This is a genomic window from Winogradskya humida (assembly GCF_016862215.1).
Lineage (GTDB): Bacteria > Actinomycetota > Actinomycetes > Mycobacteriales > Micromonosporaceae > Actinoplanes > Actinoplanes humidus.
The window spans coordinates 37218-59339 of sequence record NZ_BOMN01000033.1 but is presented as its reverse complement, the minus strand read 5'-3'; the positions used below and the strand labels follow the sequence as shown (position 1 = coordinate 59339).

The following is a 22122-nucleotide window of genomic DNA, read 5'->3' as shown; positions in this document are numbered from 1 at the left end:
TACCTTAAGAGCCATGCGAGGTAGAGGCATCAGCTACGACACCGGATGGGTCCTCAGGGGACGGAACTCACGCGATTTTTTCGAGCCGGAGCAGGTCGAGCGGGACCTGACAGTCATCCGCGACGACCTGCACTGCAACACCGTGCGCATCATGGGCGGTGACGCCGGGCGGATCGAGATCGCCGCACGGTACGCCGCCCAGCTCGGCCTGGAGGTCTGGTTCTCGCCGTATCCGCTGGACCTGACCACGGACGAGATGCTGGACCTGTTCGCCGACTGCGCCGACCGGGCCGAGCGCCTGCGGACGGGCGGCGCCGAGGTCGTCTTCGTCACCGGCGCGGAGCTGAGCCTGATGGCCCTGGGCTTCCTGCCCGGCGCGAACACCGATGAGCGGGTCGCGGCCCTGCTGACCGACCGGCAGCGGATTCCGGGGCTGGCGGCGCAGATCAACGAGTTCCTGGGCCGGGCGGTGAAGGTTGTCCGCGAGCGGTTCGGCGGCCCGGTCACGTACGCGTCCGTGCAGCTCGAGCAGGTCGACTGGACGCCGTTCGACATCATCTCGGTCGATCTGTACCGCTCGAAGGAGATCGTCGACCAGTTCGCGGCGGGTGTGAAAATCCTCGCTGCGGAGACCAAGCCGGTGGCGGTCACCGAGTTCGGGACGGCGAGCTACCGGAACGCAGGCGACGTCGGCGCGCAGGGAATGCAGATCGTCGAGAACGACGAAGCCGGTACGCCCGTAAGGCTGAAAGGCGTCTACGAGCGCGACGAGGCGGGCCAGGGCGCGTACATCCGCGAGCTGTTGGAGATCTTCGACGCGGGCGGGATCGACACGGCGTTCGTGTTCACCTTCGCCCTGTCGTCGTTCCCGCACCGCCCTGACGGCGACCCACGTGACGACCTCGACCTGGCGAGCTACGGCATCGTCAGGGTGGGTGAGGACGGCACGTGGGCGCCGAAGGAATCGTTCCGGGCGGTCGGTGACTTCTACTCGAGCTCGTAGATCGTGACGCTGCCCGCGGTGTAGGCAACCTTCGCCTGCGTGGCCAGCTGCGGGGAGACCGTTCCGGCACGGCCGTCGGCAAAGAGCCACTTCACGCCGTACGCCTCCCGCAGCTGACGAACATCAGCCCCGTCGGCGGTGGTGAACACCCGCTCGTTCAGCGCGAACAACGCCGGGCCGGGAGCGGGCTGCAACGGGTACTTGATCCCGTTCACCCCGTTCGCGGCCACGGTGGCGTCCGAGTATCCCCAGCTCTCAACGAGGGTGCGCCGTCCGCCGAGACCCGCGACCCAGAACGCGCGGGCGTCGCACGGCTTGGCGCGCCCGATCGGCTGGCAGTGCACGTTGGTGGCGACCACGTCGTCGTTGCCCGCGTTCTCGTCGAGCCACAGCGCGGCCCGCATCTCCGCCCTGGTGAGCTGCCGGGCGGGTGCGGCCGCTGCCGGCGCCGGGCCGAACTCGGCGTTCCACCACGACTTGGTGTAGCTGGAAGTGCCGTAGGCCAGGCTCGCCCCGGCAACGGCGGCGACCACGGCGACCACCAGCGAGCGGTAGCTCTTGCGCATGACCAGGACAAGGATCGCGCCTGCGACGACGAACCCCAGGGTGCGCAGCACGGGCAGACCCAGCGCCCACGACCACTGGGACCACGACGTGCGGTCCTCGGGCCGGGCAACGGCGGGTGCGATCAGCGCCCACGCGGCACCCGCGAGCAGTCCGGCGAGGGGCACCCACCAGCGGCGTACGTTCTCGGCCAGCAACCAGATGGTCAGCACCGACCCGAACGGCACCATGCAGAGGAAGAAATAGAGCATGCTGGCCGACGGGTGCCAGAGCAGCCACGTCGCGGCGGTCCCGGCGACGATCATGCCGCCGAACATCCAGGCGACCGGGTCCGCGCGCATCCTGCGGTTCCCGATCCCGAGGATGCCGAGCAGCCGTGGCGACTCCATCAGCAGCCACCAGCCGATGATGCCGATGGCGAAGACCCAGCCCTTGGCGTCGGCGCCGGCGAGGCCCGGCGGCAGGAAACCGTTGGGCGAGATGCCGTCGTCCTGACCGAGGCTCATCGAGTACGGGTCCATCCACCGGATCACCGCGAACGGCTGGATCCCCAGGGTTCCCGCGCCACCACCGGCGAACAGCTTCGTGCCGATGATCATCGGGATGAGCACCGCGACCAGGAACAGCGCGATCCTGAGCGGGAATTTCCGGTGCCGGATCCACAGCACCAGACCGGCCAGGCCGATGCCCGCGACCAGCGGTGGCAGGGCGCTGGACTTGGATCCGGCGACGGCCAGCGCGAGCGGCGGGGTCACGTACCAGAGCGGTCCGAGCGGCCGGCCGCGCAGCACATCCACGGCGATCAGGGCGAGAAGACCGAGCAGCGGCATGGCGTACGTCTGGGAAGGGCTCGCAAAAACCAGAGCCGATGTCCCGTACGCCATGAGCGGCGCACCCAGGCTGAGCGGAATCCCGATGAACGCCAGCGCCCCGGCGAGCGGCCCCGCCCACCACTTGCCGATCACCTCGCGGGCCAGCACCGCGGTCACCAGCACCCCGATCGCCCCGATCGGCACGTTCCACAGCCGCAGCAGCACGACGTGCTCGGGAATGCCGGTGATCATGCTGGCCGCGGCCATGTCGGCGTCGGACAGGTAGTGGTAGCGCAACGTGTCCCCGGCGAGCTGGGGCACCTCGAACGGCATCGAGCGCGTCATCTCGTGCACGAGCGAGAGGTGGTACATCACGTCCTGGTAGTACGCCCCGGCGAACGGCGGCATGGGGGCGCCCGACCAGGCCACCGCGCCCCAGGCGACGATGACGAGCAGCGCGGCGCAGATCATCCAGGCCCAGCGCAGCGGCAACGGCTGCGGGTCGGCGATACGCCAGTGCCGGCGCAGGGACGGCACGGCGATGAAGGCCGCGATCACGAGCAGGGGCCAGGCCCAGAGGACCTGCTGGAGCCCGATGGCAGCGGCGATCGCCCAGCCCACGAGCTGCACGAACAGGCCGGTACCCGCGCCGAGTCCGAGGTCTTCGGGCAGGTTGCCCCGGCTGCCGCGCACGGCCCGCCAGACGAGCGTGCCCGGCACGACGATGCCGAGCACGAGGTACACGCCGTAGATCGCGATGTCCTTGGCGGGGGTGTCGGCGTTGAGCAGTGCGGCGACGTAGACGACCGTCACCAGCGCCCAGGGCAGCAGCGCTCCGACCCGGAACCGCGGCGGGGTCGCCACCGCGGGTGGAGCGGGTCGGGTCAGAACGCTGGTCACCGGGCTCCCGCCGCGGTCCGCTGCTGCGGGATCGCCGGCGGCTCGGCCGTGGCGGAGTCGAATCCAATGTGGAACGTCGGACGGTTCTGCACGGTCTTGTAGATCCGCGCGACGTACTCGCCCAGCAGCCCCAGGCAGATCAGTTGCACCGCGGAGAGCAGCAGCACCGCGAGGAAGAGCGAGGTCCAGCCCGGGATCACCGTGCCGTTGGAGTAGACCACGACGCCGAAGATCATCAGCGCGATGCAGGCCGCGAACGCGATCGCGCCGAGCCACGTCGCGATCCGCAACGGGGCGGCCGAGAAGTTCGCGGCGCTGTCCCAGGCCAGGGCCACCATCTTGCGCAGCGGATACTTGGTCTCGCCGGCGGCGCGCTTCTCCCGGGCATACGCGACCTTGCCGGAGGAGAAGCCCAGCGACGGCACGAGCAGCCGGTAGACGGGGGTGCGCTCGGGCAGCACCTTGAGCACGTCGACCACCTCACGGCTGAGCAGCCGGAAGTCACCCGCCTGCGAGGGCACGTCGGCGCCGACCATCCGGCGCATCAGCTTGTAGTACGCCCCGGCCGTGTGCCGTTTGAAGAACGTGTCGGTGCTGCGGTCGGAGCGCACGCCGTACACGACGTCGAGGCCGTGCTCCCGCGCCGTGCTCAGCATCTCGGCGATGGTCTCCGGCGGGTCCTGCAGGTCGGCGTCGATGCTGACCACCCACTCGCCGAGCGAGCGGTGCAGCCCTGCGGTGAGCGCCGCCTGGTGGCCGCTGTTGTGCCTCAGCTTGACCAGGCGCAGCTCCGGCCACGTGCGGCCGTGCTCGAACAGCAGCTGGGCCGTGCGGTCTGCGCTGCCGTCGTCGACGGCGACGACCTCGTAGCTGACGCCGAGCCCGTCGAGCGCCGGCCGCAGACGTTCGATCAGGGCGGGGATGACCGCTTCCTCGTTGTACATCGGTACGACGACCGACAGGACGATGCTGCTCACGGCTGGCGGATCCCCTATGTCTCGAGCGTGGTCAGCCGCGTGAACTCGCGCGGCAGGTCGTAGCCGTCCCAGATCGCGCTGAAGGTGAGCGCGGAGCCGAACGGGACGATGCGGTCGACGCCCCGGCCACCCAGCGCCTCGGCGAACGAGCGCAGGTCGGCCGGCGCGAAGCCGAAGTGGCTGAACGTCTGGTCCTGGCGGTTCATGGCGGGCACCAGATCGGCCAGCGTGGCGACGTGCGCGAAGGGGAACGCCCCCGCGCCGATCCAGCGCCGCGGCGCATCGCCGGGTTCGCTCAGCGACAGCGAGGTGATCGTGTTGTCCGGGAACGCCACCGCTGACACCGCTCCGGTCGCGGCCAGCTCGTACGCGTTGACCCGCTTCTCCACCGCCATCGCGGCGTCGATCACCCAGCCGCGCTGCGCGACCACCTCGGCGAGCACCGTGAGGAACTCCTCGCGTACCTCGCCGGCCTGTTCAGGTGAGCCGCCGACCAGGAAGACTGTCCGGGGCGAGGAGCAGGCGGCCTGGTCGAACCAGTACGCGTCGTTGGAGAACCCGAGCACCGCGGCACGCTGGGCACCGGGATCGGCGGAGCGCCACCCGGGCACCGACAGCGCGGCCCACGAGGTGCGGTCGGGGAACGTCAGGTCGCGGCCGGACGGGCGCAGCGGGTGCTTGCGGATCGTGGTGACCGCCGAGTCGCCGCCCCAGATGACCCGCAGGTCGGACCACGCGCTGAGCGCGGCGGTCAGGGCGTCGTCGCGACCGTACGTGATCATCCGCTGGGTACGCGCGATAACTGGGTCGGCGTCGGGCAGGGTCGCGTTCAGCGTCTCCAGCACGGTCTCCGCGGCGCCGGCCGAGCGCGACGAGATGCGCACGACGTTGTGGTTCCCGGCGAGCGCGGACAGCGCCCACGAGTACACGAAGATCGTGTCCACATTGGCCGGGGGCACGTGGAAGACGTTGCCGCGCGGGAAGACGTACGTTCCGTCGTCCCTGGTCATCCGGCTCGCGGCGCGCTTGAGCTCCGCCGGCCGCAGGAAGTAGCCCAGCGACCCCAACTCCGGGTGCTTACGCGCGACCGCAGGCGCGAGCAGCTTCCGCGCGAACCGCGACAGGAAGTCCACCACCCGCGGATCCCCGACGCTGAGCCGATCTTCGGAAGGCGCGGTCAGGTCCTCGGTGAGTTCGCCGAAGCGGAAAATCATGATGCCTCCCGGTACGTGTCAGAGCAGCCCCGGGCCTCCGCACGAGGCAGCCGCCCGAGGACGGAGAAACGTTTGCCGGGCCAGTCGCCGTCGTCCACGCCGTCGAGGACACCGAGGTCCTCGGTGAGCAGGACATGCCCCGGGTACGAGGTCGGCAGCGTGCTCACGACCTCGATCAGCCCCGGCTCGCCGACCGGCTGTTCTTCCCAGGTCCGCGGGTTACGGATGATGACGTCGGCGAAGTCGGGGCAGTACAGCGAGCCGCCGGAGGGACCCTCCAGGAAGACCGTGCCGATCTGCTCGACCATGCCGTAGAAGTTGTGCATCCGGGTAAGCCCGGTGTCGTCCTTGAGCCGGCGCCGGAATTCCTCGGGCGATACGGCCTGGTCGACGAGCTTCTTCCAGCCGCCGGAGTGGATCAGGATGCCGTTGCTCAGGTCCAGCCCGTTGTCCCGCGCGACCTCGTAGAGGTGCAGCCAGACGAGGTAGGTGAAGCCGAAGATGAGGAACGGCTCGCTGCCGTGCTTGTCGAGGAACGTGCGCAGGGCCTCGATGTCCGGGTGGCCCTCGGGGTCGAGCGCCCAGGCGTGGTCCCGCCCGTAGGTCGCCATGCCCAGCACCCCGGCGCCGCGCGCGCTGAACGAACGGCGGTCCTTCAGCAGGCCCTTCGAGTCGACCAGGATCATCGGCAGGCGGCGCGGGCCGAGCACGGTCTGCATGGTCGCGCCGAGCTGCCGGGTCTGCGTCGCGGCGGCGGCCTTGTCCAGATAGATCCTGCTGACCTCGCCGGTGGTGCCGCTCGAGGTCAGGACCTTGAAGACCTCGTCGTCCGGGATGCTCTTCAATTCCAGGTTCTTGAAGAGGCGTACGGGCAACCACGGCAACTCCGCAACCGTGGCAGCCGACGTGAACCCGGAAGCGGCAAGGATCCGGTCGTACTCCGCGCAGTTGGCGCGGTGATGCTGCGTGAGCTCGGAAAGCTCCTTGTGCAGCAACGCCTCCCGCTCCGCCTGAGACAGGGTGAACACACTCACTGAGCCTCCTTAGGTATGCCCTCATGGCCCTCGCGTTCGAGGCCGTTTCCGGCTCTCGCCAGCTGCCGCTCGGTGCAATCGGTCATACCGCCCGGGCCTCCAGCGACCGGTAGTCGACTTTCCCGGTCGGAAGCAGCGGCAACGCGTCGATGCCGCGGACGTCGAGCCCGGTGAAGTGGGTGCCGAGGAACGCGGCCAGCTCGCCGCGGATCGCGCGGGCCCGGTCGGCGTCCGCGCCCTCGACGAAGACGTGCAGCTTGTCGTCGCCGGCGACGGCGGCGATCGCGCCGTGCGCGGCGAGGGTGCGCTCGACGTCGTCCAGGTTGACGCGGACACCGAAGACCTTGCCGATGCGCTTCAGGCGACCGGTGAGGAAGAGGAAGCCCTCGTCGTCGAGATGGCCGAGGTCGCCGGTGCGCAGGATCCCGCCGAGTTCGTCCGGCTTGGCGAGGTCTGCGGCGCTGTCGGCGTACCCCATCATGACGTTGGGTCCGGTGAAGACGACCTCGTCGCTGTCGACGGAGAACGACCCACCGGGGATCGGCAGTCCGGCGGAGCCGAGTTTGTCCTTGATCCGGTCGGGCGGGAGGACCGCCATGCGCGCGGTGGCCTCGGTCTGGCCGTACATCACGAAGAGCCGGCCGCCGACGGTCGCCATGCGCTCGGCGAAGTCCTGCACCAGCTCGGTGCGCAACCGCCCACCCGCCTGGGTGAGGGTGCGCAGCTTGGGGTGCGCGGCCGGGTCGAACCGCAGGCGACGCAGCATCTCGTACTGGTACGGCACCGCCGCGAGCGTCGTGATGCCCCGCTCGGCGACCACTGTCCAGAAGCCGCGCTGCAGGATGCCGCCGCGTTCCAGCACCACCGTCGCGCCGCGCAGCAGGTGACTGTTCAGCACCGACAGGCCGTACGTGTAGAACAGCGGCAGTGTCGTGGGGGCCACGTCGTCCGGGGTGATCTCCAGGCTGTCCGCGATGGCCGCGGCGTTGGCCTCGACCGCCGCCCGCGACAGCCGCACCAGCTTCGGGTTGCCGGTCGAGCCGCTGGTGGTCAGCAGCAGCGCGAGGTCGGGATGCGGCTCGATCGCCGGTGTCTCACGCAGCCAGGTGTCACCCTCGGCGCGGTAGTCGGCAGGCGGAGCCGAGCTCACGCCGGTGACCTGCACGGGGCCGAACCGCTCGACCAGCGCGTGCAGCACCTCGGGGTCGAGCTCGGGGTCGAGCAGCGCGATGGGACGCCCGGCGGCGAGCGCACCCAGATAGCGCGCGACCGCGCCGAGCTCGGTGGGGGTGAGTGCGAAGACGATGCCGGGCGGCAGCTGCGCGAACGCGGCTGCGGCGGCGTCGACCTCGCCGGGGCTCAGGGTCGCGCCGGTCTCGGCGTCGAGCACCCGGGCCCCGGGATGGAGCAGGTTCACAGCGAGATTCCTCCGTCGACCCCGAGCACCTGACCGGTGACGAAACGCGCCTGCTCGGAGAGCAGGAACGCCACGACGTCGGCGACCTCCTCGGGCTCGCCGAGGCGGCCGAGGGCGGTCTGCGCGATCCGCTGAGCGCGGCCGTCGGTGTCGAGCGTGTCGAGCATGTCGGTGGTGATGAAGCCCGGCGCCACGGCGTTGACCCGGATGCCACGCGGGCCGAGCTCCTTCGCGGCGGAGAGGGTCAGACCGCTGACCGCGGCCTTCGACGCGGCGTAGATCGCCTGACCGGCCACGCCCGCGCCGCCGGTGACGGAGGACACGAAGACCACAGCGGGGGTACGCCCACGACCCAGCAGCCGCACCGCCCCCTGCAACGTGTTCACCGCCCCGACCGCGTTGACGGCGAAGAGCCGTTGCACGGTCGCGTCGTCGATCATGCCGAGCATCCCGGCGGCGTGCGTGCCCGCGTTGACCACGAGCGCGTCGAGCCGGCGGAATCGCTCGAAGGCGAGCCGCATCATCGCTTTACTCGTCGCCGGATCAGAAATGTCACCATGCGTAGCAAATACAGTTACGCCGTGTTTGTCGGCGAGCTGTTCGGCGACCTCTTCAATAGCGTCGGCGCGATGACCGTGCACGACGAGGTCATAACCCTGCTCGGCGAGCCGGCGCGCAACCGCGTTGCCGATACCCCGGGATGCGCCGGTAATGAGCGCAACCCGATCAGGCATCGAAGTCCACCCCGTATTTACCAAGAATTCGCACAGCCTCCGCGAATGAGGACATGTTGATGACGTCGTCGGTGTCGATCATTACCGAGAATTCATCTTCGATCGCCGCCACAAGCGCCATGTGGGCCAGCGAATCCCACTTCTCGTTGTCCTGGTAGTGCAGGTCGTCCACGGGGGCGTCCGGCGGAAGGTCAAGCGCGGTCCGGAACGTTTCACGCAGTCGCTGCAGCTCAATCACGGTGTTACTCCAAGGGCGGATGGGCGAAGGAACCCACCATGCCGCAGCTCCCGCAACGGCACGACCAAGCGAAGCTGAACTCGACGTGAATTGCGGCTGGCATCTGTCGGCGCCCCTGGAATTGCCAGATCACGCGGTTATGCTTCCGCTCCGAAAGTCGAATGTTCAAAACCCGTGCCACCCCCCGGGAGCAATTATGAGTGTGTTGAACGGATCTTCCATCCTGGTAACCGGAGCCACCGGCTCCTTCGGGAAGGCGTTCCTGGGTTACGCGCTGGCCAATCTCGACCCGCAACGCATCGTGGTGTTCAGCCGCGACGAGCTGAAGCAGTACGAGGTCCGCCAGATGTTCGGCGACGACCCGCGCCTGCGCTTCTTCATCGGCGACATCCGCGACAAGGACCGGCTCGCCCGGGCGATGCACGGCGTCGACCACGTGATCCACGCCGCCGCCCTCAAGCAGGTCGACACCGCCGAGTACAACCCCTCGGAGTTCATCGCGACCAACATCAACGGCTCGCAGAACGTCGTCGACGCCGCGATCAACGCCGGCGTGCAGCGCGTCGTCGCGCTCTCCACGGACAAGGCGTCGAGCCCGATCAACCTGTACGGCGCCACCAAGCTGGTCGCCGACAAGCTGGTCATCGCGGGCAACCACTACGCCGCGACGCACCCGACCCGCCTCTCCGTCGTGCGATACGGCAACGTGATGGGCAGCCGCGGCTCGGTCGTGCCGTTCTTCCGCAAGCTCAACGCCGAGGGCAAGAGCCTGCCGATCACCGACAAGCGGATGACCCGCTTCTGGATCACCCTCGACCAGGCGGTCAAGTTCGTCGTCGACTCCTTCGACGTGATGCAGGGCGGCGAGCTGTTCGTGCCGCGCATCCCGAGCATGCGCATCCTCGACCTGGTCGAGGCCGTCGCGCCGGACGCGCCCACGCACGAGATGGGCATGCGCCCCGGCGAGAAGCTGCACGAGGAGATGATCGCCTCCGACGACAGCCGCCGGACGCTACGTTTCCCGGACCGCTACGTCGTGCAGCCCGTCGTCGCGAGCTGGGGTTACAAGACGCCCGAGGGCGGCGAGCTGGTGCCGGACGGCTTCAACTACCGCTCCGACAACAACGACCTCTGGCTGGAGGTCGACGAGATGCGCGACCTCATCAAGGAGCCGTGATGCTGCCCTACGGGCGGCAGAACGTCACCGACGCCGACATCGAGGCGGTCACCGCGGCACTGCGCAGTGACTGGCTCACCACCGGGCCGAAGGTCGACCTCTTCGAGAACGACCTGGCCCGGATCGCCGGTGCGCCCTGCGTCTCGGTCAGCAACGGGACCGCGGCGCTGCACACGGCGTACGCGGCGGCCGGGATCGGCGCGGGCGACGAGGTCATCACCACCCCGATGACGTTCTGGGCCACCGCGGGCACGGCCACCACGCTCGGCGCGACCGTGGTCTTCGCCGACGTGGAGGAGGACACCGCCAACCTCGACCCGTACGCGGTCGAAGCGGCGATCACCCCGCGCACCCGGGCGATCGCGGCGGTCGACTACGCCGGGCACCCCGCGGAGTACGACGAACTGCGCAAGATCGCGGACAGCGCTGACGCCACGTTGATCGCGGACGCGGCGCACGCCATCGGCTCCACGTACCGGGGCCGGCCGGTCGGCACGCTGGCCGACCTGACGACGTTCTCGTTCTTCCCGACGAAGAACCTGACCACCGCGGAGGGCGGCGCTGTCGCGTCCACCGATCCGGCGTTGCTGGAGCGGGCCCGGATCTTCCGGACCGTCGGTCTCGTCCGGGATCCCGCCGTGCTGCGCCGCACCGACGAGGGGCCCTGGTTCTACGAGGTGCAGGAGCTCGGTCTCAACTACCGGCTCCCCGACGTGCTGTGCGCGCTGGGCAGCTCCCAGCTGCGCCGGCTCGGGGACTTCAAGGCACGGCGGGTCGCGCTGAGCGCGCGCTACGACGAGTTCCTGGCGGACGTGCCCGGCCTGCGACTCCCGGTCACCCGGGACTATGTGGATCCGATGCGGCACCTCTATCCCGTACGCGTCCAGGGCGGTCGCCGTCGTGAGGTGTTCGAGCGGATGCGGGCGGCCGGCATCGGCGTCCAGGTCAACTACATCCCGGTGTACTGGCACCCGCTCTACGAGGACCTCGGCTACCAGCGTGGCATGTGCCCCAACGCCGAGGCCTTCTACGCCGAGCAGCTGTCCCTGCCGCTCTTCTACGACCTCACCGACGCGGACCAGGACCGCGTGATCGAGACCCTGCGCACCATTCTGGAGAGCTGACCCCGTGCACCACGCCAACCACTTCTACGGCCACGCGCACGTGCTGGCCGAGTACTGCGGGCTGAACCCCGACGATCCGCCCCGGATCGACGGCTACCTGCAGCACGGCTGGAACGTGGTGGACGGGCTCGGGGCGGGGACGCCGTACGTCTCCGGCCGGCCGATCTTCGTCTGGTCCGAGCAGACCCGGCGGCGGGCCCGGTCCATGGGCCGCCGCTACGCGACCGTGGTCGGCGCGCCCTTCCTCTACCTGCGTGAGATGGCCTCCCGTGCGGCTCCTCCTGGCGCTGAGCCGGAAAAGCGGGAAGGCACCATCTACTACCCGTTCCACGGGTGGGAGGGCCAGCACATCGCCGGGGACCACCAGCGGCTGATCGACGAGATCATCGAGACCGAGGACGGCCCGGTCACCTTCTGTCTCTACTGGCACGAGTACCAGGACGAACGCACCCGGCGTCGCTACGAGAAGGCCGGGCGGGTCATCTGCCACGGCTACCGCGGCCTGCGCTGGCGTGACACCGACACCAAATTCCTGCACAACCAGCTCGGGGAGCTGCGCCGGCACCGCCGGGTCGCGTCCAACCGGCTGAGCAGTGCGGTGCTGTACGGCGCCTCGGTCGGCTGCGAGCCGGCCGTCTACGGCGACCCCATGCACCTGGCCGGAGAGGAAACGACGATCGCCCAGCGGATCCGCCGTCAGTGGCCCGAGCTGCACGGCAAATTCCCCGACCCGTCAGCCGCCGTCGAGTCGGCGCTGGCTGAGCTCGGCGCGGACGTGCTCGCCTCGCCGGACGAGCTGCGCGTGACGCTGGGATGGGCGGCATGACACTTCGACTTCTCGGGGGTGAGATGGCCGGCTGGTCCGATGCCGCGCCCGCCGGTGGGTCCGCGTACGGGTATCTGCTCTCCGAACTGCGCTCCCTGGTTCCGGCCGGTGGGCGGGTGCTGGTGGCGGGGCCGCATGACCCGGCGCTTCTTGCGGGACTCCGGGCGTACGCGGAGATCACCTGTTTTGTGCGCTCCCAGCCGGATGCCGACGCACTGAGCTCGGCCGGGTTTTCGGTCCTTTGTGGAAGCCTGGCGAAGCTGACCGACAGTGATCAGTACGACCTGGTTGTCGCGCTGGACGGCGCCGGGCGGCTCTGCTCGGTCGAGGGCCCGCAGTTCGACTGGGCCGAGAGCGTGCAGGTGCTGCGACGGAGCCTGCGACCCGGTGGCGCGCTGCTGCTGGCGGTCGAGAACGAGCTCGGCGTGCACCGGCTCGTCGATCGGGTCACGCCGACCGCCGCGCACACGGACGGCGACTGGCGGCCGCTCGGCGAGTACGACGAGAGCAAGCCCGGCACCCCCTCCCGGCTGCGGGAATTTTTGAGCGCCGATGGTTTGACGCCGGGCTGGCTCGCCACCGTGTGGCCATTGCCCTCCGCGCCCACGCTGGTGATCGACGAGCCCCGGCTGCGGTACGGGCCGGCGGGTGCGCTCGCGGCCGTTGTCTCCGGGGTGACCGCTACTGCCTATGCTTCCCGGCGGGTTCTGAGTGATCCGCGGCGGTTGGCTTCTACGGCTGTCCGGGGTGGGCTGGGCGCCGAGTTGGCACCCGCTTGGCTGGTGCTCGCGTTCCGCGGCCCTGCGCCATCGCTTTCTCTGCCGCCTGCCGTTCTCAACGATGGTCCACTGGGGCCATTGCCGGACGGGCGGTTGCTGGAGGAGCTGCTGATCGGTGCCTGTCTGCGGCACGACCTGCCCGCTCTCCGGCAACTGCTCACCTCCTGGGTTGCTGCCGCTCCCGGGGTGCCGGCCGACAACGTGATCGTCTCCGATTCCTTCACCGTGCTCGACCCCGCTCGGCCCACCGTCACCTCGCCGGAGTCAATCGGGCATTTCGCCGCCACGCTGCTCGCCGGGGGTTATGACCAGCCCTGGCCACACGCGCATGACGTGCCGTCGCTGACAGCGCTTCTGCTCGCGGCGGCGGGACTGGGCGTGGGGGATCTGCCGGAGATTTCGGATAGCGCCCCGGACTCGTTGCGGGAGCACGAGGAGCGGGTCCGGCGGCTGGAAGAGCAGCTCGCCGATGCCGCGATCCGGGTGAAGTACGTCGAGACCGAGCTCATCCATCGCGACGCCGAGCTGCGCAAGGCCCGGATCCAGATCGACATGTTCAGCGGCAAGGTCGGCTATCGCATCTCCCGGTTCGGGATGCGCGCCGCCAGGGCCGCCCGCCGCTCGCTAAGGAAGATGACATGAAGACACTCGGCATAGTGCAGGCCCGGATGGGTTCCACGCGGCTGCCCGGGAAGGTGCTGCGCCGCCTCGGTGGGCGTACGGTGCTGGACCGGGTTGTGCAGGCCGCACGGGAGAGCGGCGTCCTCGACGACATCGTGGTCGCCACCACCGTGGAGGACCGGGACGACGCCGTGGCCGCCGAATGCGAGGCGCTCGGCGTTGCGGTCTACCGCGGGCCGGTCGACGACGTGCTCACCCGCTTCCTGGGCGTGCTCGACGAGCGTGGCGACGACCCGGACGCCGTGCTGCGGTTCACCGCCGACTGCCCGCTGCTCGACCCCGAGCTGATCATGCTCGCGGCCAACGTCTTCGCGGCGACCCCGGACCTCGACTACCTGAGTACGTCGATCGCGCGCACGCTGCCCCGCGGGCTGGACGTGGAGATCGTGCGGGCCGAGGTGCTGCGGCAGATCGACAAGCTGGCGACCGATCATCACCGTACGCATGTGACCTCGTACGTCTACTCGCATCCGTACGATTACAACGTGCTCGGACTGACCCTGCAGCCGGACCTGTCGCACCTGAGGCTGACCCTCGACACCGAGGACGACTGGCACCTCATCGAGGCCGTCGTCGCGCACTTCGGCGACCGCCCGGTCCCGGTCCGCACCCTCGCGGACTGGCTCGCCGACCGGCCCGAGCTCGCCGGGATCAACGCCCACGTGCGGCAGAAGGAGCTCGCACAGGCGTGAGCGTCACCGTCGGCATCCGCTGCGACGCCGGTCCCTCCACCGGCGTCGGCCACCTCGTCCGCTGCGTCGCCCTCGCCGAGGAACTCACCTCGCGGGGCGTCGCCGTGCACTTCCTCAGCGACCTCGGCGGCCTCCCCTGGGCTGAGCAGCAGCTCACCAGCCGCGGCCTGACCTGGCACCCCGCACCGTACGACCCGGTCGGCCTGGTCGCCGCCGCGGACCGGCTGGGCCTCGACGCGGTGGTGGTCGACTCGTACACGCTGCCGGCGTCGCATTCCGTGGCGTTGCGGGCCTCGGGGCGGACGGTGCTCGCGATCGTGGACGGTTCGCTGCGGGGGCAGTCGGCTGACATCTACGTCGACCAGAACCTCGACACGCCGCTGACGGGGGCGCTGACCGGGCTCGACTATGCGCTGCTCCGACGGGCCGTTCGCGATCTCCGGCCGGCCGCCGTTCCCGCTCCCCGCACGGGGACTCCGCGCGTTGTCGCATTTTTCGGCGGGACCGATGCGTACGGTGCGGCTCCGGTTGTGGGTCAGCTCTTGATCGACACGGGGGTGGCGTTCAGCGCAACCGTGATCGCGGCCAACCCTGATCTTCACTCCGCGCTGGCGTCGCTCTCCCCCCTTTCACACCAGCACCTGGAGATCATCGGGCCGACCGACGACCTGCCGAAGTTGCTCGCCGACTCGGACCTGGTGATCAGCGCGAGCGGCACCTCCACCTGGGAACTGCTCTGCCTGGGCCTCCCGTCCGCCCTCGTCTGGGTGGTCGAGAACCAGATCCTCGGCTACGAGCGCACCACAGCCCACGGCCTCGCCGCCGGCCTGGGCCACCTCCCCACCCTCGGCCCCGAAGCCGTCAACACGCTGCGCGAGCTGCTGCAGTCTCCGGACCTGCGAGGTGAGATAGCCGCCCGGGCGTGGGCCGCGGTCGACGGCAACGGCTGCGCCCGAGTGGCGGACGCGCTCCTTGGTCAACACCATGAGCCACGGCCAGAGACCACAGGTCTACACGGCTCCTCGTGAGTAGGCTGGGGACATGCTCACGCGGCTCGAGGTCACGGGCTTCAAGAACTTGCTCGACCTACAAGTGGATTTTGGTCCCTTCACCTGTATTGCGGGTGCCAACGGGATCGGAAAGTCCAACATCTTTGACGCCATCGAATTCCTGTCGTACCTCGCATCGGACTCACTTGTAGAGGCATCTCAACGAGTTCGTAGCGCCTCGGGCACGCGCGGCGGCGATCCGCGCGACCTGTTCTGGGATGGATACCGCGACCACCAGCGACAGATAACCATCGCTGCGGAGATGATCGTTCCGGCTGAGGTCGAGGATGATCTGGGATCTCCGGCGAAAGCCACCACGACATTCCTTCGCTACGAGATCACCCTGGGCTACTCGGCGCCCGAAGGCGAAGGCAGCGTAGGCCGCCTCAGCCTGCTGGGCGAGGAGCTCCGCCATATCAACAAGGGCGAGGCCAGCAAGCATCTCCGGTTCATGCACAGCGCCGCCAAGTTCCGCAACGCAGTCATCCTCGGGCAGCGCAGAGGTGGCGCCTACCTCTCGACCGAGATTCGTGACGGCGGCACGGTAATCAACGTGCACGGGGACGGTGGCAGCTTCGGACGTCCTCAGCCGCGTGCGGCCGCCAAGGCTGGACGCACGGTGCTGAGCACGGTTACCACCAATGACTACCCGACGATCCTTGCCGCCCGCCGCGAGATGCAGAGCTGGCGACGACTGGCGCTGGAGCCCTCAGCGCTCCGCGCGCCTGACAGCCTCACCGATCCACGCGCAATTGACGTCGATGGGCGCCACATCGCCGCAACGCTCTACAGAATCGCCCACGAAAAGGACCCCGTCACCGAGGAAAGCCGGCCGGAAGCGGTCTACGCGCGAGTCGCCGGCCGCCTTTCCGATCTAGCCGGCGTCGATGTGGATCAAATTGTCGTCGAGGTCGATCCGGTCAGAGAAGTATTTACGCTTTTTCTCCATGAGAAGGGCGGGCTGCGACTCCCAGCCCGCGCACTCTCCGAAGGAACACTTCGCTTCCTCGCACTCTGCGTCCTTCTCGAGGATCCCAGCTTCACCGGCCTCATGTGCATGGAGGAGCCCGAGAACGGCATCCATCCCGCCAACCTGCAGGCCATGATCAGTCTTATTCAGGATCTCGCCATCGATCCCGATTTTGCGCCGGACGAGGGCAATCCATTTCGCCAGGTCATAGTTAATACACACTCTCCGGGTGTCGTTCAGCTCTGCGACCCGGCGGATCTACTTCTTGCTGAGGTCCGAAGTTATCGTCACGCCGAGGGCGATGTGACCCGCGCGCTCACCTTGTTGCCCTACCGCGACTCGTGGCGCTCGACCAACCACTCACATTCCTTCACCACCGCGGACGTCACCTACTACGTTGCGGCTCCGGTCGGCGCTCAACTGCGAATCCCCCTGGAGATCGCGGGATGACAAGTCCGGTTTTCGATGGACTCTTTGTCGCCGAGGGCACCTCTGACATGCCCATCGCCGACTTCGTCGAACGCCTGTTCTTCGAACGCGGCGTGGAGCTGCGGCTGAGCAAGCCGGACTTCAACCGCCTGGGCAGGGTCCCGAAGGACGTCGCGAACCGCCTCAAGGCTGGTGAGTTACTCAACGGCGGCCCGTTCGATGTGGTTGTGGTGCATCGCGACGCGGACAACGCCGGCGACCCCGCCCGGCGACGAGAAATCGAAGATGCCACTAAAACGCTCTCCAAAGTACCTCGCATCATTCCGGTGATTCCCGTCAGAATGACGGAAGCCTGGCTACTTCTGGACGAGTCGGAGATACGGTTCGTCGCCGGAAATCCCAGCGGCAAGAAACCTCTCGACCTACCCAAGCGTAACGAGGTTGAGGCTCGAGCAGATCCGAAGCATCTATTGCAGATGGCTCTACTGAATGCTGCCGACGTCAAAGGGCGGCGCCACGAACTCCAAAGAAAAAGGTTCTTCGACCACCGGCGCCTCCTGCTCGAACGCCTAGACTGCCATGGCCCGGTCACCAAACTGTCAAGCTGGCAAAAAATGGTGAACGACGTTGATCAGGCATGCCGCAGCCTGACTACCTAGATCGGCGACCAACAACTATGGACCTGCAGCGACTCACCGACGACGTCGAGCTCATCTCCCAGCGGTATGCCGAGGTTTTCGACATCCGGCGCGACGAGGCGTGGTTCATGCTCAAGCTGCAGGAAGAGGTCGGCGAGCTGACCCAGGCGTTCCTGATGCGTTCCGGGCAAGCGCGTCCGAAGGGTCACACGCCGGAGCAGCTCCAGGCGAACGTGGGCGCGGAGGTGGCCGACGTGTTGTGCCAGCTGCTTCTGCTGGCCCGGCATCTCGACGTCGATGTGGCGGCTGAGGTTGCTGAGAAGTGGCTCGTACGTCTCCCGGCCTCAGGCGCGTAGGCGGCTGCCGTAGCGGTTGCCCTTCCAGGCCGCGATCCGGTCGTCGATCTCGGAGGCCGGCAGGGGGCGGGCGAAGTAGTGACCCTGTGCCTTGGTGGCGCCGAGCAGGGTGAGTTCGCGTGCCTGGGCCGCCGTCTCGACGCCCTCGGCGACCGTGTCCATGCCGAGTACCCGGCCCAGTCGCAGCACCGCCTGCGCGACCGCCGCGCCCTCGGCGGAGGCGTCCAGGGTGGCGACGAAGCAACGGTCGATCTTGAGCATGTCGATCGGCAGGGTGGTGAGGTTCTTCAGTGACGAGTAGCCGGTGCCGAAGTCGTCCAGCGCGACCCGGATGCCCTCGTCGCTGAGGATCCGCAGGTGGGCGGCCGGGACCTCGCTGGCGATCAGCTGGCTCTCGGTCACCTCCAGCACCAGCTGGTTCGCGATCATTCCGGTCTCGCGGACGATGGTGCGCACCTCGGTGCTGAAACCGTCCGCCTCGAGCTGGCGGGCCGAGACGTTGACGTGCAGGGGGAGCTGGGGCCAGCGGCGGGCGTACGTGCAGGCCTCACGCAGCACCCAGCGGCCGAGCTCCTCGATCACGCCGATCCGTTCGGCCAGCGGGATGAACGCGTCCGCTTCGAGCAGCCCGAGCCGCGGGTGCTGCCAGCGGCACAGCGCCTCGATCCCGGCCAGTTCCTCGTCGGGCAGCCCGACGATCGGCTGGAACACCAGACGCAGTTGCCCGGCACCGACGGCGACCTGCAACTCGTCCTCCAGCGAAGGCTCGTTGCCGCCGCCCATGGTGTCCGCGAAGCAGGCCCAGCGCGTCTCCCCGCCCCGCCGCTTGGCGTGGTACATCGCCACGTCGGCGCGGTGCATCAGCTCATCCGCGTCGAACTGTCCCGGGCCGGACAGTGCGATCCCAATGCTGGCGGAGGCCCGCACCGGTACGCCGTCGATCACGATCGGCTCCTCGGTGCCGGCCACGATCCGCCGTGCGACAGCCTCGGCGTTCACCTCCGACCCGATGTCGTGCAGCACCACCGCGAATTCGTCCCCACCGAGCCGCCCGGCCATGTCCGCACCGAGAATCGCATCCCGCAGCATCCGCGCGAACCCGGTCAGCAGCTGGTCACCGGCCTTGTGCCCCTTGGTGTCGTTGACCTGCTTGAACCCGTTCAGGTCGACGATCAGCACCGCCGTGCTCTGCCCCGCCCTGGCATCACGCTCCAGCGCCTGCACCAGATGCCCGGTCACCCTCGCCCGGTTGGCCAGCCCGGTGAGCCCGTCGGTGGCGGCGACCTCGTCGCTCTCCCGCTGCATCGTGACCTGGCGCAGCACCACCAGCAGCGTGATCCCGATCCCGCCCACCGTCAGGCCGCTCCACGGGAACACGTGGTCCTCACGAACCGTCGCGGCAATCATCAGCCCGTAACCGACGGCGATGGCGACGTACGGAAGATTGCTGCGCATCAGGCATGTCTCGGACCGCAGTGCCGAGGTCTCAGGCTGCCGGTTGCGCTCCACCACCGCAGCGGCCAGCAACGCCAGCACGCTCAGGATGCCGATGAGCTGTTCAGGGGCGTCATGCCGGGCGCCACCCTCGTACACCTGCTGGTAGCTCGCCCAGGCATCCGCCCCGAACTGGACGATGACCGCCGCGGTGAGCGGCATGACGGACCACTTCCCGGCGGCCGCCGTACCCCGCATGAGCAGTCGGGTGAACCCGAGAATCAGCAGCAGATCGAGCACGGGATAGGCGGCGGTCGCCACGGCGGTCCGCACCTGCGCGTCCAGTGACGGCCCGACGGCCAGGTACCAGACCAGCATCGACCCGGCGACCATCACGGTCAGCAGATCAAAGATGGACTTCCGCCGCTCCAGCGGCGTGACGGTCCCCAACGGGAACGAATAAGCGGCGAAGAGCAGCACAGCGATGATCGCCATCCGCACCAGATCCCCCGGCGCGGGGAACGACCGCGTCGCTCCGGGCAGGACAAAAATCACCAAGGTGGCCACCTGCAGGACAAATCCGACAGCGAGCGCCTGCCAGGCCCTGCGCGCCCGCCCCCCGATGCCCGCCTGCCGTGCCGCCCGCACCCCGGCCACCACGCCGATCACGCTGATAGCGGCCATGGTCAACCCCGCAACCGGCGCGGAAATCACCGGGAACGCCTGCCCCACGACCCCGAGCACGTAGAGCCCGATGATCGCGGCGAGGACTCGATTCCAGTTCACATCTGCCTGATCGGTCACAAACCCTTCGTCTTGAGCACAGCTTTACTTTTGCTTCTCGCCCGGAAACAGCTCAGTGGATCTTGGGGGTTGGCCGAACAGGGTGGTGGACCCCGAATCGACCGGCTGGAGGTGTCGCCATGGCTACCGTGCTCATCGCCGACGATGATGTTGATCATCGTGAGCTCATGACGCTCGCTCTGCACCGGTTCGGCCACGAGGTCGTGGTGGCCGAGGACGCCGATTCGGCCGTGCGGGCCGCTCAGGGTGGCGGGATCGATGCCGTGCTGCTGGACATGCGGATGCCGGGGGCCTCGGGGATCGTGGTCTGCGGGCGGCTGCGGGCCGCGCCGGAGACGGCGAATCTGCCGATCATGATGGTCAGCGCGGATGTGAGCGGCGGCCGGATCATGGCCGCGATGAACGCCGGGGCCGACGACTACCTGACCAAGCCGTTCCACCGCTCAGAACTGGAAACAAGACTTCAAGCCTTATTGGTACGCCGTGAGCGCAGCGGTTCCAAGCCCTGCGCCGCCGCCAACGCTGCCCTGCTCGCGGCGCGGGCCGCAGTCGGCAAACCTGTTTCGCACCCCGTTCACGTGCCGCTGCGCCGGATCGCTTGATCCTTCGTCGGGTCCCGGCGGCTACTCAAGGGGCCCGCGCCACAGTCCTTTTACCGATGCCGCGGCCATGACCCCCGCGTAGCGTGACCGCTATGGATCTCAGGCCAGACTCCCGCCTCGTGCGTTACAGCACCCCCGCCGGCCGGTGGGTGCTGCTGGCCACCGTGCTCGGCTCCTCGCTCGCCTTCATCGACTCCACCGTCGTCAACATCGCGCTCCCGGCGATCGGCAAGGAACTCGACGCGGACGCGGCCGGCCTGCAGTGGACGATCAACGGCTACGCGCTCAGCCTGGCCTCGCTGATCCTGCTCGGCGGCTCGCTCGGCGACCGTTACGGGCGCAAACGACTCTTCATGATCGGCATCGCCTGGTTCGCGGCCGCGTCCCTGCTGTGCGGGCTCGCCCCCAACGTCGAGCTGCTGATCGCCGCACGGGTCCTCCAGGGCATCGGCGGCGCGCTGCTCACCCCCGGCGCACTGGCCATCCTCGAGGCATCGTTCACCCGTGAGGACCGCGCCAGGGCCATCGGGGCCTGGTCCGGGCTCGGCGGCATCGGCGGGGCGCTCGGCCCGTTCCTCGGCGGCTGGATCGTGGAGCTCTCCAACTGGCGCCTGATCTTCCTGATCAACGTCCCGATCGCGGCGCTGGTCCTGCTCGTGACCGCGCGCCACGTCCCCGAGTCCCGCAACCCGGCGGCTGCCCGCGAGCTCGACGTGACCGGGGTGCTCACCGGAGCAGCCGGCCTGGGCGGCCTCACGTACGGCTTCACGGCCTGGCCGGAGAGCGGCCCGGGCAGCCCCGCCGTGCTGGTGTCCCTGGCGATCGGCGTCCTGGGCCTGGCGGGCTTCGTGCTCAACGAACGCCGCTCCCCCCACCCGATGCTCCCGCTCACCATCTTCGGCTCGAAGGCCTTCAGCGCCGCCAACCTCGTCACTTTCCTGGTCTACGCGGCCAACGGCGGCGTCTTCTTCCTGGTCGTCCTCAACCTCCAGGTGGTGGCCGGCTTCAGCCCGCTCACCGGCGGCCTCGCCCTGCTCCCCGTGACGGTCCTGATGCTGCTGCTCTCGGCCCGCGCCGGCGCCCTCGGCCAGCGGATCGGCCCCCGTATCCCCATGACCGTCGGTCCGCTGATCTGCGCGGCGGCCCTGATCTGGATGTCCAGGATCGGCACGAACGCGTCCTACCTCACCGACGTCCTGCCCCCGGTCATCGTCTTCGGCCTCGGCCTGTCCCTGCTGGTCGCACCCCTGACAGCAACAGCCCTCGGCTCCCTGGACGATGCCTACGCCGGCGTGGCCAGCGGCGTGAACAACGCGGTGGCCCGCGCGGCAGGCCTGCTCTCCGTGGCGATCCTGCCCCTGGCCGCAGGCATCGGCACCGGCAACCTCACCGACCCGGCCACCCTCCACCCGACCTACCGGAACTCCATGCTCCTCTGCGCCGCCCTCATGACCGGCGGAGCAATCCTCGCCCTGATCTTCGTCCCCACCCGTCTCCCGGCCCACTCCCCCGACACCCCGTCCGACACCCCGACCTCGGATGCCGACGCGGGCGCGGATTCGACCGCGGGTAACCCGATGCCGACCGACCACACCAGAGAGGACAGCCCCGTCCGCACTTACTGCGACGTGGCAGGCCCACCCGTCCACCCTCGCGGCTGACGGTGAG

At 68.9% G+C, this 22122-nt stretch carries 20 protein-coding genes; 12 read left to right on the top strand and 8 right to left on the bottom strand.

Translation table 11 applies throughout. The features are described from left to right. Positions 1-13 precede the first annotated feature (13 nt). A complete protein-coding gene (locus tag Ahu01nite_RS14525; RefSeq protein WP_203837033.1) occupies positions 14-1003 on the top strand; it encodes a glycoside hydrolase family 113 protein in 990 nt (329 codons plus the stop codon). On the opposite strand, the gene Ahu01nite_RS14520 is transcribed toward Ahu01nite_RS14525, so the two are convergent. The 7 genes from Ahu01nite_RS14520 to Ahu01nite_RS14490 all read right to left on the bottom strand — a co-directional run bounded on the left by Ahu01nite_RS14520 (position 988) and on the right by Ahu01nite_RS14490 (position 8890). Then, positions 988-3279 carry a hypothetical protein gene (locus tag Ahu01nite_RS14520; RefSeq protein ID WP_203837032.1) on the bottom strand — a complete coding sequence of 764 codons (2292 nt, stop codon included), beginning with the start codon at positions 3277-3279 and terminating at the stop codon, positions 988-990. The genes Ahu01nite_RS14525 and Ahu01nite_RS14520 overlap by 16 nt on opposite strands. Continuing rightward, positions 3276-4256 carry a glycosyltransferase family 2 protein gene (locus Ahu01nite_RS14515; RefSeq protein ID WP_203837031.1) on the bottom strand — a complete coding sequence of 327 codons (981 nt, stop codon included), beginning with the start codon at positions 4254-4256 and terminating at the stop codon, positions 3276-3278. Before Ahu01nite_RS14515 ends, Ahu01nite_RS14520 begins: the two co-directional genes overlap by 4 nt. A 14-nt stretch (positions 4257-4270) precedes the next feature. Then, positions 4271-5470, bottom strand: a complete 1200-nt coding sequence (locus tag Ahu01nite_RS14510; protein WP_203837030.1) for an acyl-CoA reductase — start codon at positions 5468-5470, stop codon at positions 4271-4273. Continuing rightward, positions 5467-6504 (bottom strand): LuxE/PaaK family acyltransferase, encoded by a 1038-nt coding sequence (locus tag Ahu01nite_RS14505; protein WP_203837029.1) that lies wholly within the window; start codon positions 6502-6504, stop codon positions 5467-5469. Before Ahu01nite_RS14505 ends, Ahu01nite_RS14510 begins: the two co-directional genes overlap by 4 nt. An 82-nt stretch (positions 6505-6586) precedes the next feature. Then, complete coding sequence (locus Ahu01nite_RS14500; protein ID WP_203837028.1) at positions 6587-7921, bottom strand: AMP-binding protein; 1335 nt, start codon at positions 7919-7921, stop codon at positions 6587-6589. After that, on the bottom strand, positions 7918-8655 hold the full coding sequence (locus tag Ahu01nite_RS14495; RefSeq protein WP_203837027.1) for an SDR family NAD(P)-dependent oxidoreductase: 738 nt from the start codon (positions 8653-8655) through the stop codon (positions 7918-7920). The genes Ahu01nite_RS14500 and Ahu01nite_RS14495 overlap by 4 nt, the downstream gene beginning before the upstream one ends. Beyond that, on the bottom strand, positions 8648-8890 hold the full coding sequence (locus Ahu01nite_RS14490) for an acyl carrier protein (RefSeq protein ID WP_203837107.1): 243 nt from the start codon (positions 8888-8890) through the stop codon (positions 8648-8650). Before Ahu01nite_RS14490 ends, Ahu01nite_RS14495 begins: the two co-directional genes overlap by 8 nt. Before the next feature lie 205 nt (positions 8891-9095). Here Ahu01nite_RS14490 and pseB point away from each other — a divergent pair, with 205 nt between their 5' ends. Genes pseB through Ahu01nite_RS14445 form a run of 9 tightly spaced genes read left to right on the top strand, consistent with a single transcriptional unit; the run spans position 9096 to position 17614 of the window. Beyond that, a complete protein-coding gene (pseB, locus tag Ahu01nite_RS14485; RefSeq protein ID WP_203837106.1) occupies positions 9096-10070 on the top strand; it encodes a UDP-N-acetylglucosamine 4,6-dehydratase (inverting) in 975 nt (324 codons plus the stop codon). Further along, positions 10070-11194 carry a DegT/DnrJ/EryC1/StrS family aminotransferase gene (locus Ahu01nite_RS14480; RefSeq protein ID WP_203837026.1) on the top strand — a complete coding sequence of 375 codons (1125 nt, stop codon included), beginning with the start codon at positions 10070-10072 and terminating at the stop codon, positions 11192-11194. The genes pseB and Ahu01nite_RS14480 overlap by 1 nt, the downstream gene beginning before the upstream one ends. A gap of 4 nt (positions 11195-11198) precedes the next feature. Continuing rightward, positions 11199-12020: a hypothetical protein gene (locus Ahu01nite_RS14475; RefSeq protein ID WP_203837025.1), complete on the top strand. Its 822-nt coding sequence runs from the start codon at positions 11199-11201 to the stop codon at positions 12018-12020. Continuing rightward, positions 12017-13441, top strand: coding sequence for a hypothetical protein (locus Ahu01nite_RS14470; RefSeq protein ID WP_203837024.1), 1425 nt, complete (start codon positions 12017-12019; stop codon positions 13439-13441). Before Ahu01nite_RS14475 ends, Ahu01nite_RS14470 begins: the two co-directional genes overlap by 4 nt. Next, positions 13438-14172, top strand: coding sequence for a cytidylyltransferase domain-containing protein (locus tag Ahu01nite_RS14465; RefSeq protein WP_203837023.1), 735 nt, complete (start codon positions 13438-13440; stop codon positions 14170-14172). Before Ahu01nite_RS14470 ends, Ahu01nite_RS14465 begins: the two co-directional genes overlap by 4 nt. Beyond that, a complete protein-coding gene (locus Ahu01nite_RS14460) occupies positions 14169-15200 on the top strand; it encodes a PseG/SpsG family protein (protein WP_203837022.1) in 1032 nt (343 codons plus the stop codon). Before Ahu01nite_RS14465 ends, Ahu01nite_RS14460 begins: the two co-directional genes overlap by 4 nt. A gap of 13 nt (positions 15201-15213) precedes the next feature. After that, the gene (locus Ahu01nite_RS14455) at positions 15214-16641 is read left to right on the top strand and encodes an AAA family ATPase (protein WP_203837021.1); all 1428 of its coding nucleotides are present in this window, start codon (positions 15214-15216) and stop codon (positions 16639-16641) included. Then, a complete protein-coding gene (locus Ahu01nite_RS14450) occupies positions 16638-17279 on the top strand; it encodes a DUF4276 family protein (protein WP_203837020.1) in 642 nt (213 codons plus the stop codon). The genes Ahu01nite_RS14455 and Ahu01nite_RS14450 overlap by 4 nt, the downstream gene beginning before the upstream one ends. Before the next feature lie 17 nt (positions 17280-17296). Beyond that, positions 17297-17614, top strand: coding sequence for a nucleoside triphosphate pyrophosphohydrolase family protein (locus tag Ahu01nite_RS14445; protein ID WP_203837019.1), 318 nt, complete (start codon positions 17297-17299; stop codon positions 17612-17614). On the opposite strand, the gene Ahu01nite_RS14440 is transcribed toward Ahu01nite_RS14445, so the two are convergent. Beyond that, on the bottom strand, positions 17603-19852 hold the full coding sequence (locus Ahu01nite_RS14440; RefSeq protein ID WP_203837018.1) for a putative bifunctional diguanylate cyclase/phosphodiesterase: 2250 nt from the start codon (positions 19850-19852) through the stop codon (positions 17603-17605). The two genes, Ahu01nite_RS14445 and Ahu01nite_RS14440, sit on opposite strands and share 12 nt — an antisense overlap. Before the next feature lie 119 nt (positions 19853-19971). Between Ahu01nite_RS14440 and Ahu01nite_RS14435 the strand changes: the two genes are divergently transcribed. Beyond that, positions 19972-20454: a response regulator transcription factor gene (locus Ahu01nite_RS14435; RefSeq protein ID WP_203837017.1), complete on the top strand. Its 483-nt coding sequence runs from the start codon at positions 19972-19974 to the stop codon at positions 20452-20454. A gap of 92 nt (positions 20455-20546) precedes the next feature. Continuing rightward, a complete protein-coding gene (locus Ahu01nite_RS14430) occupies positions 20547-22115 on the top strand; it encodes a DHA2 family efflux MFS transporter permease subunit (RefSeq protein ID WP_203837016.1) in 1569 nt (522 codons plus the stop codon). Positions 22116-22122: the final 7 nt, after the last annotated feature.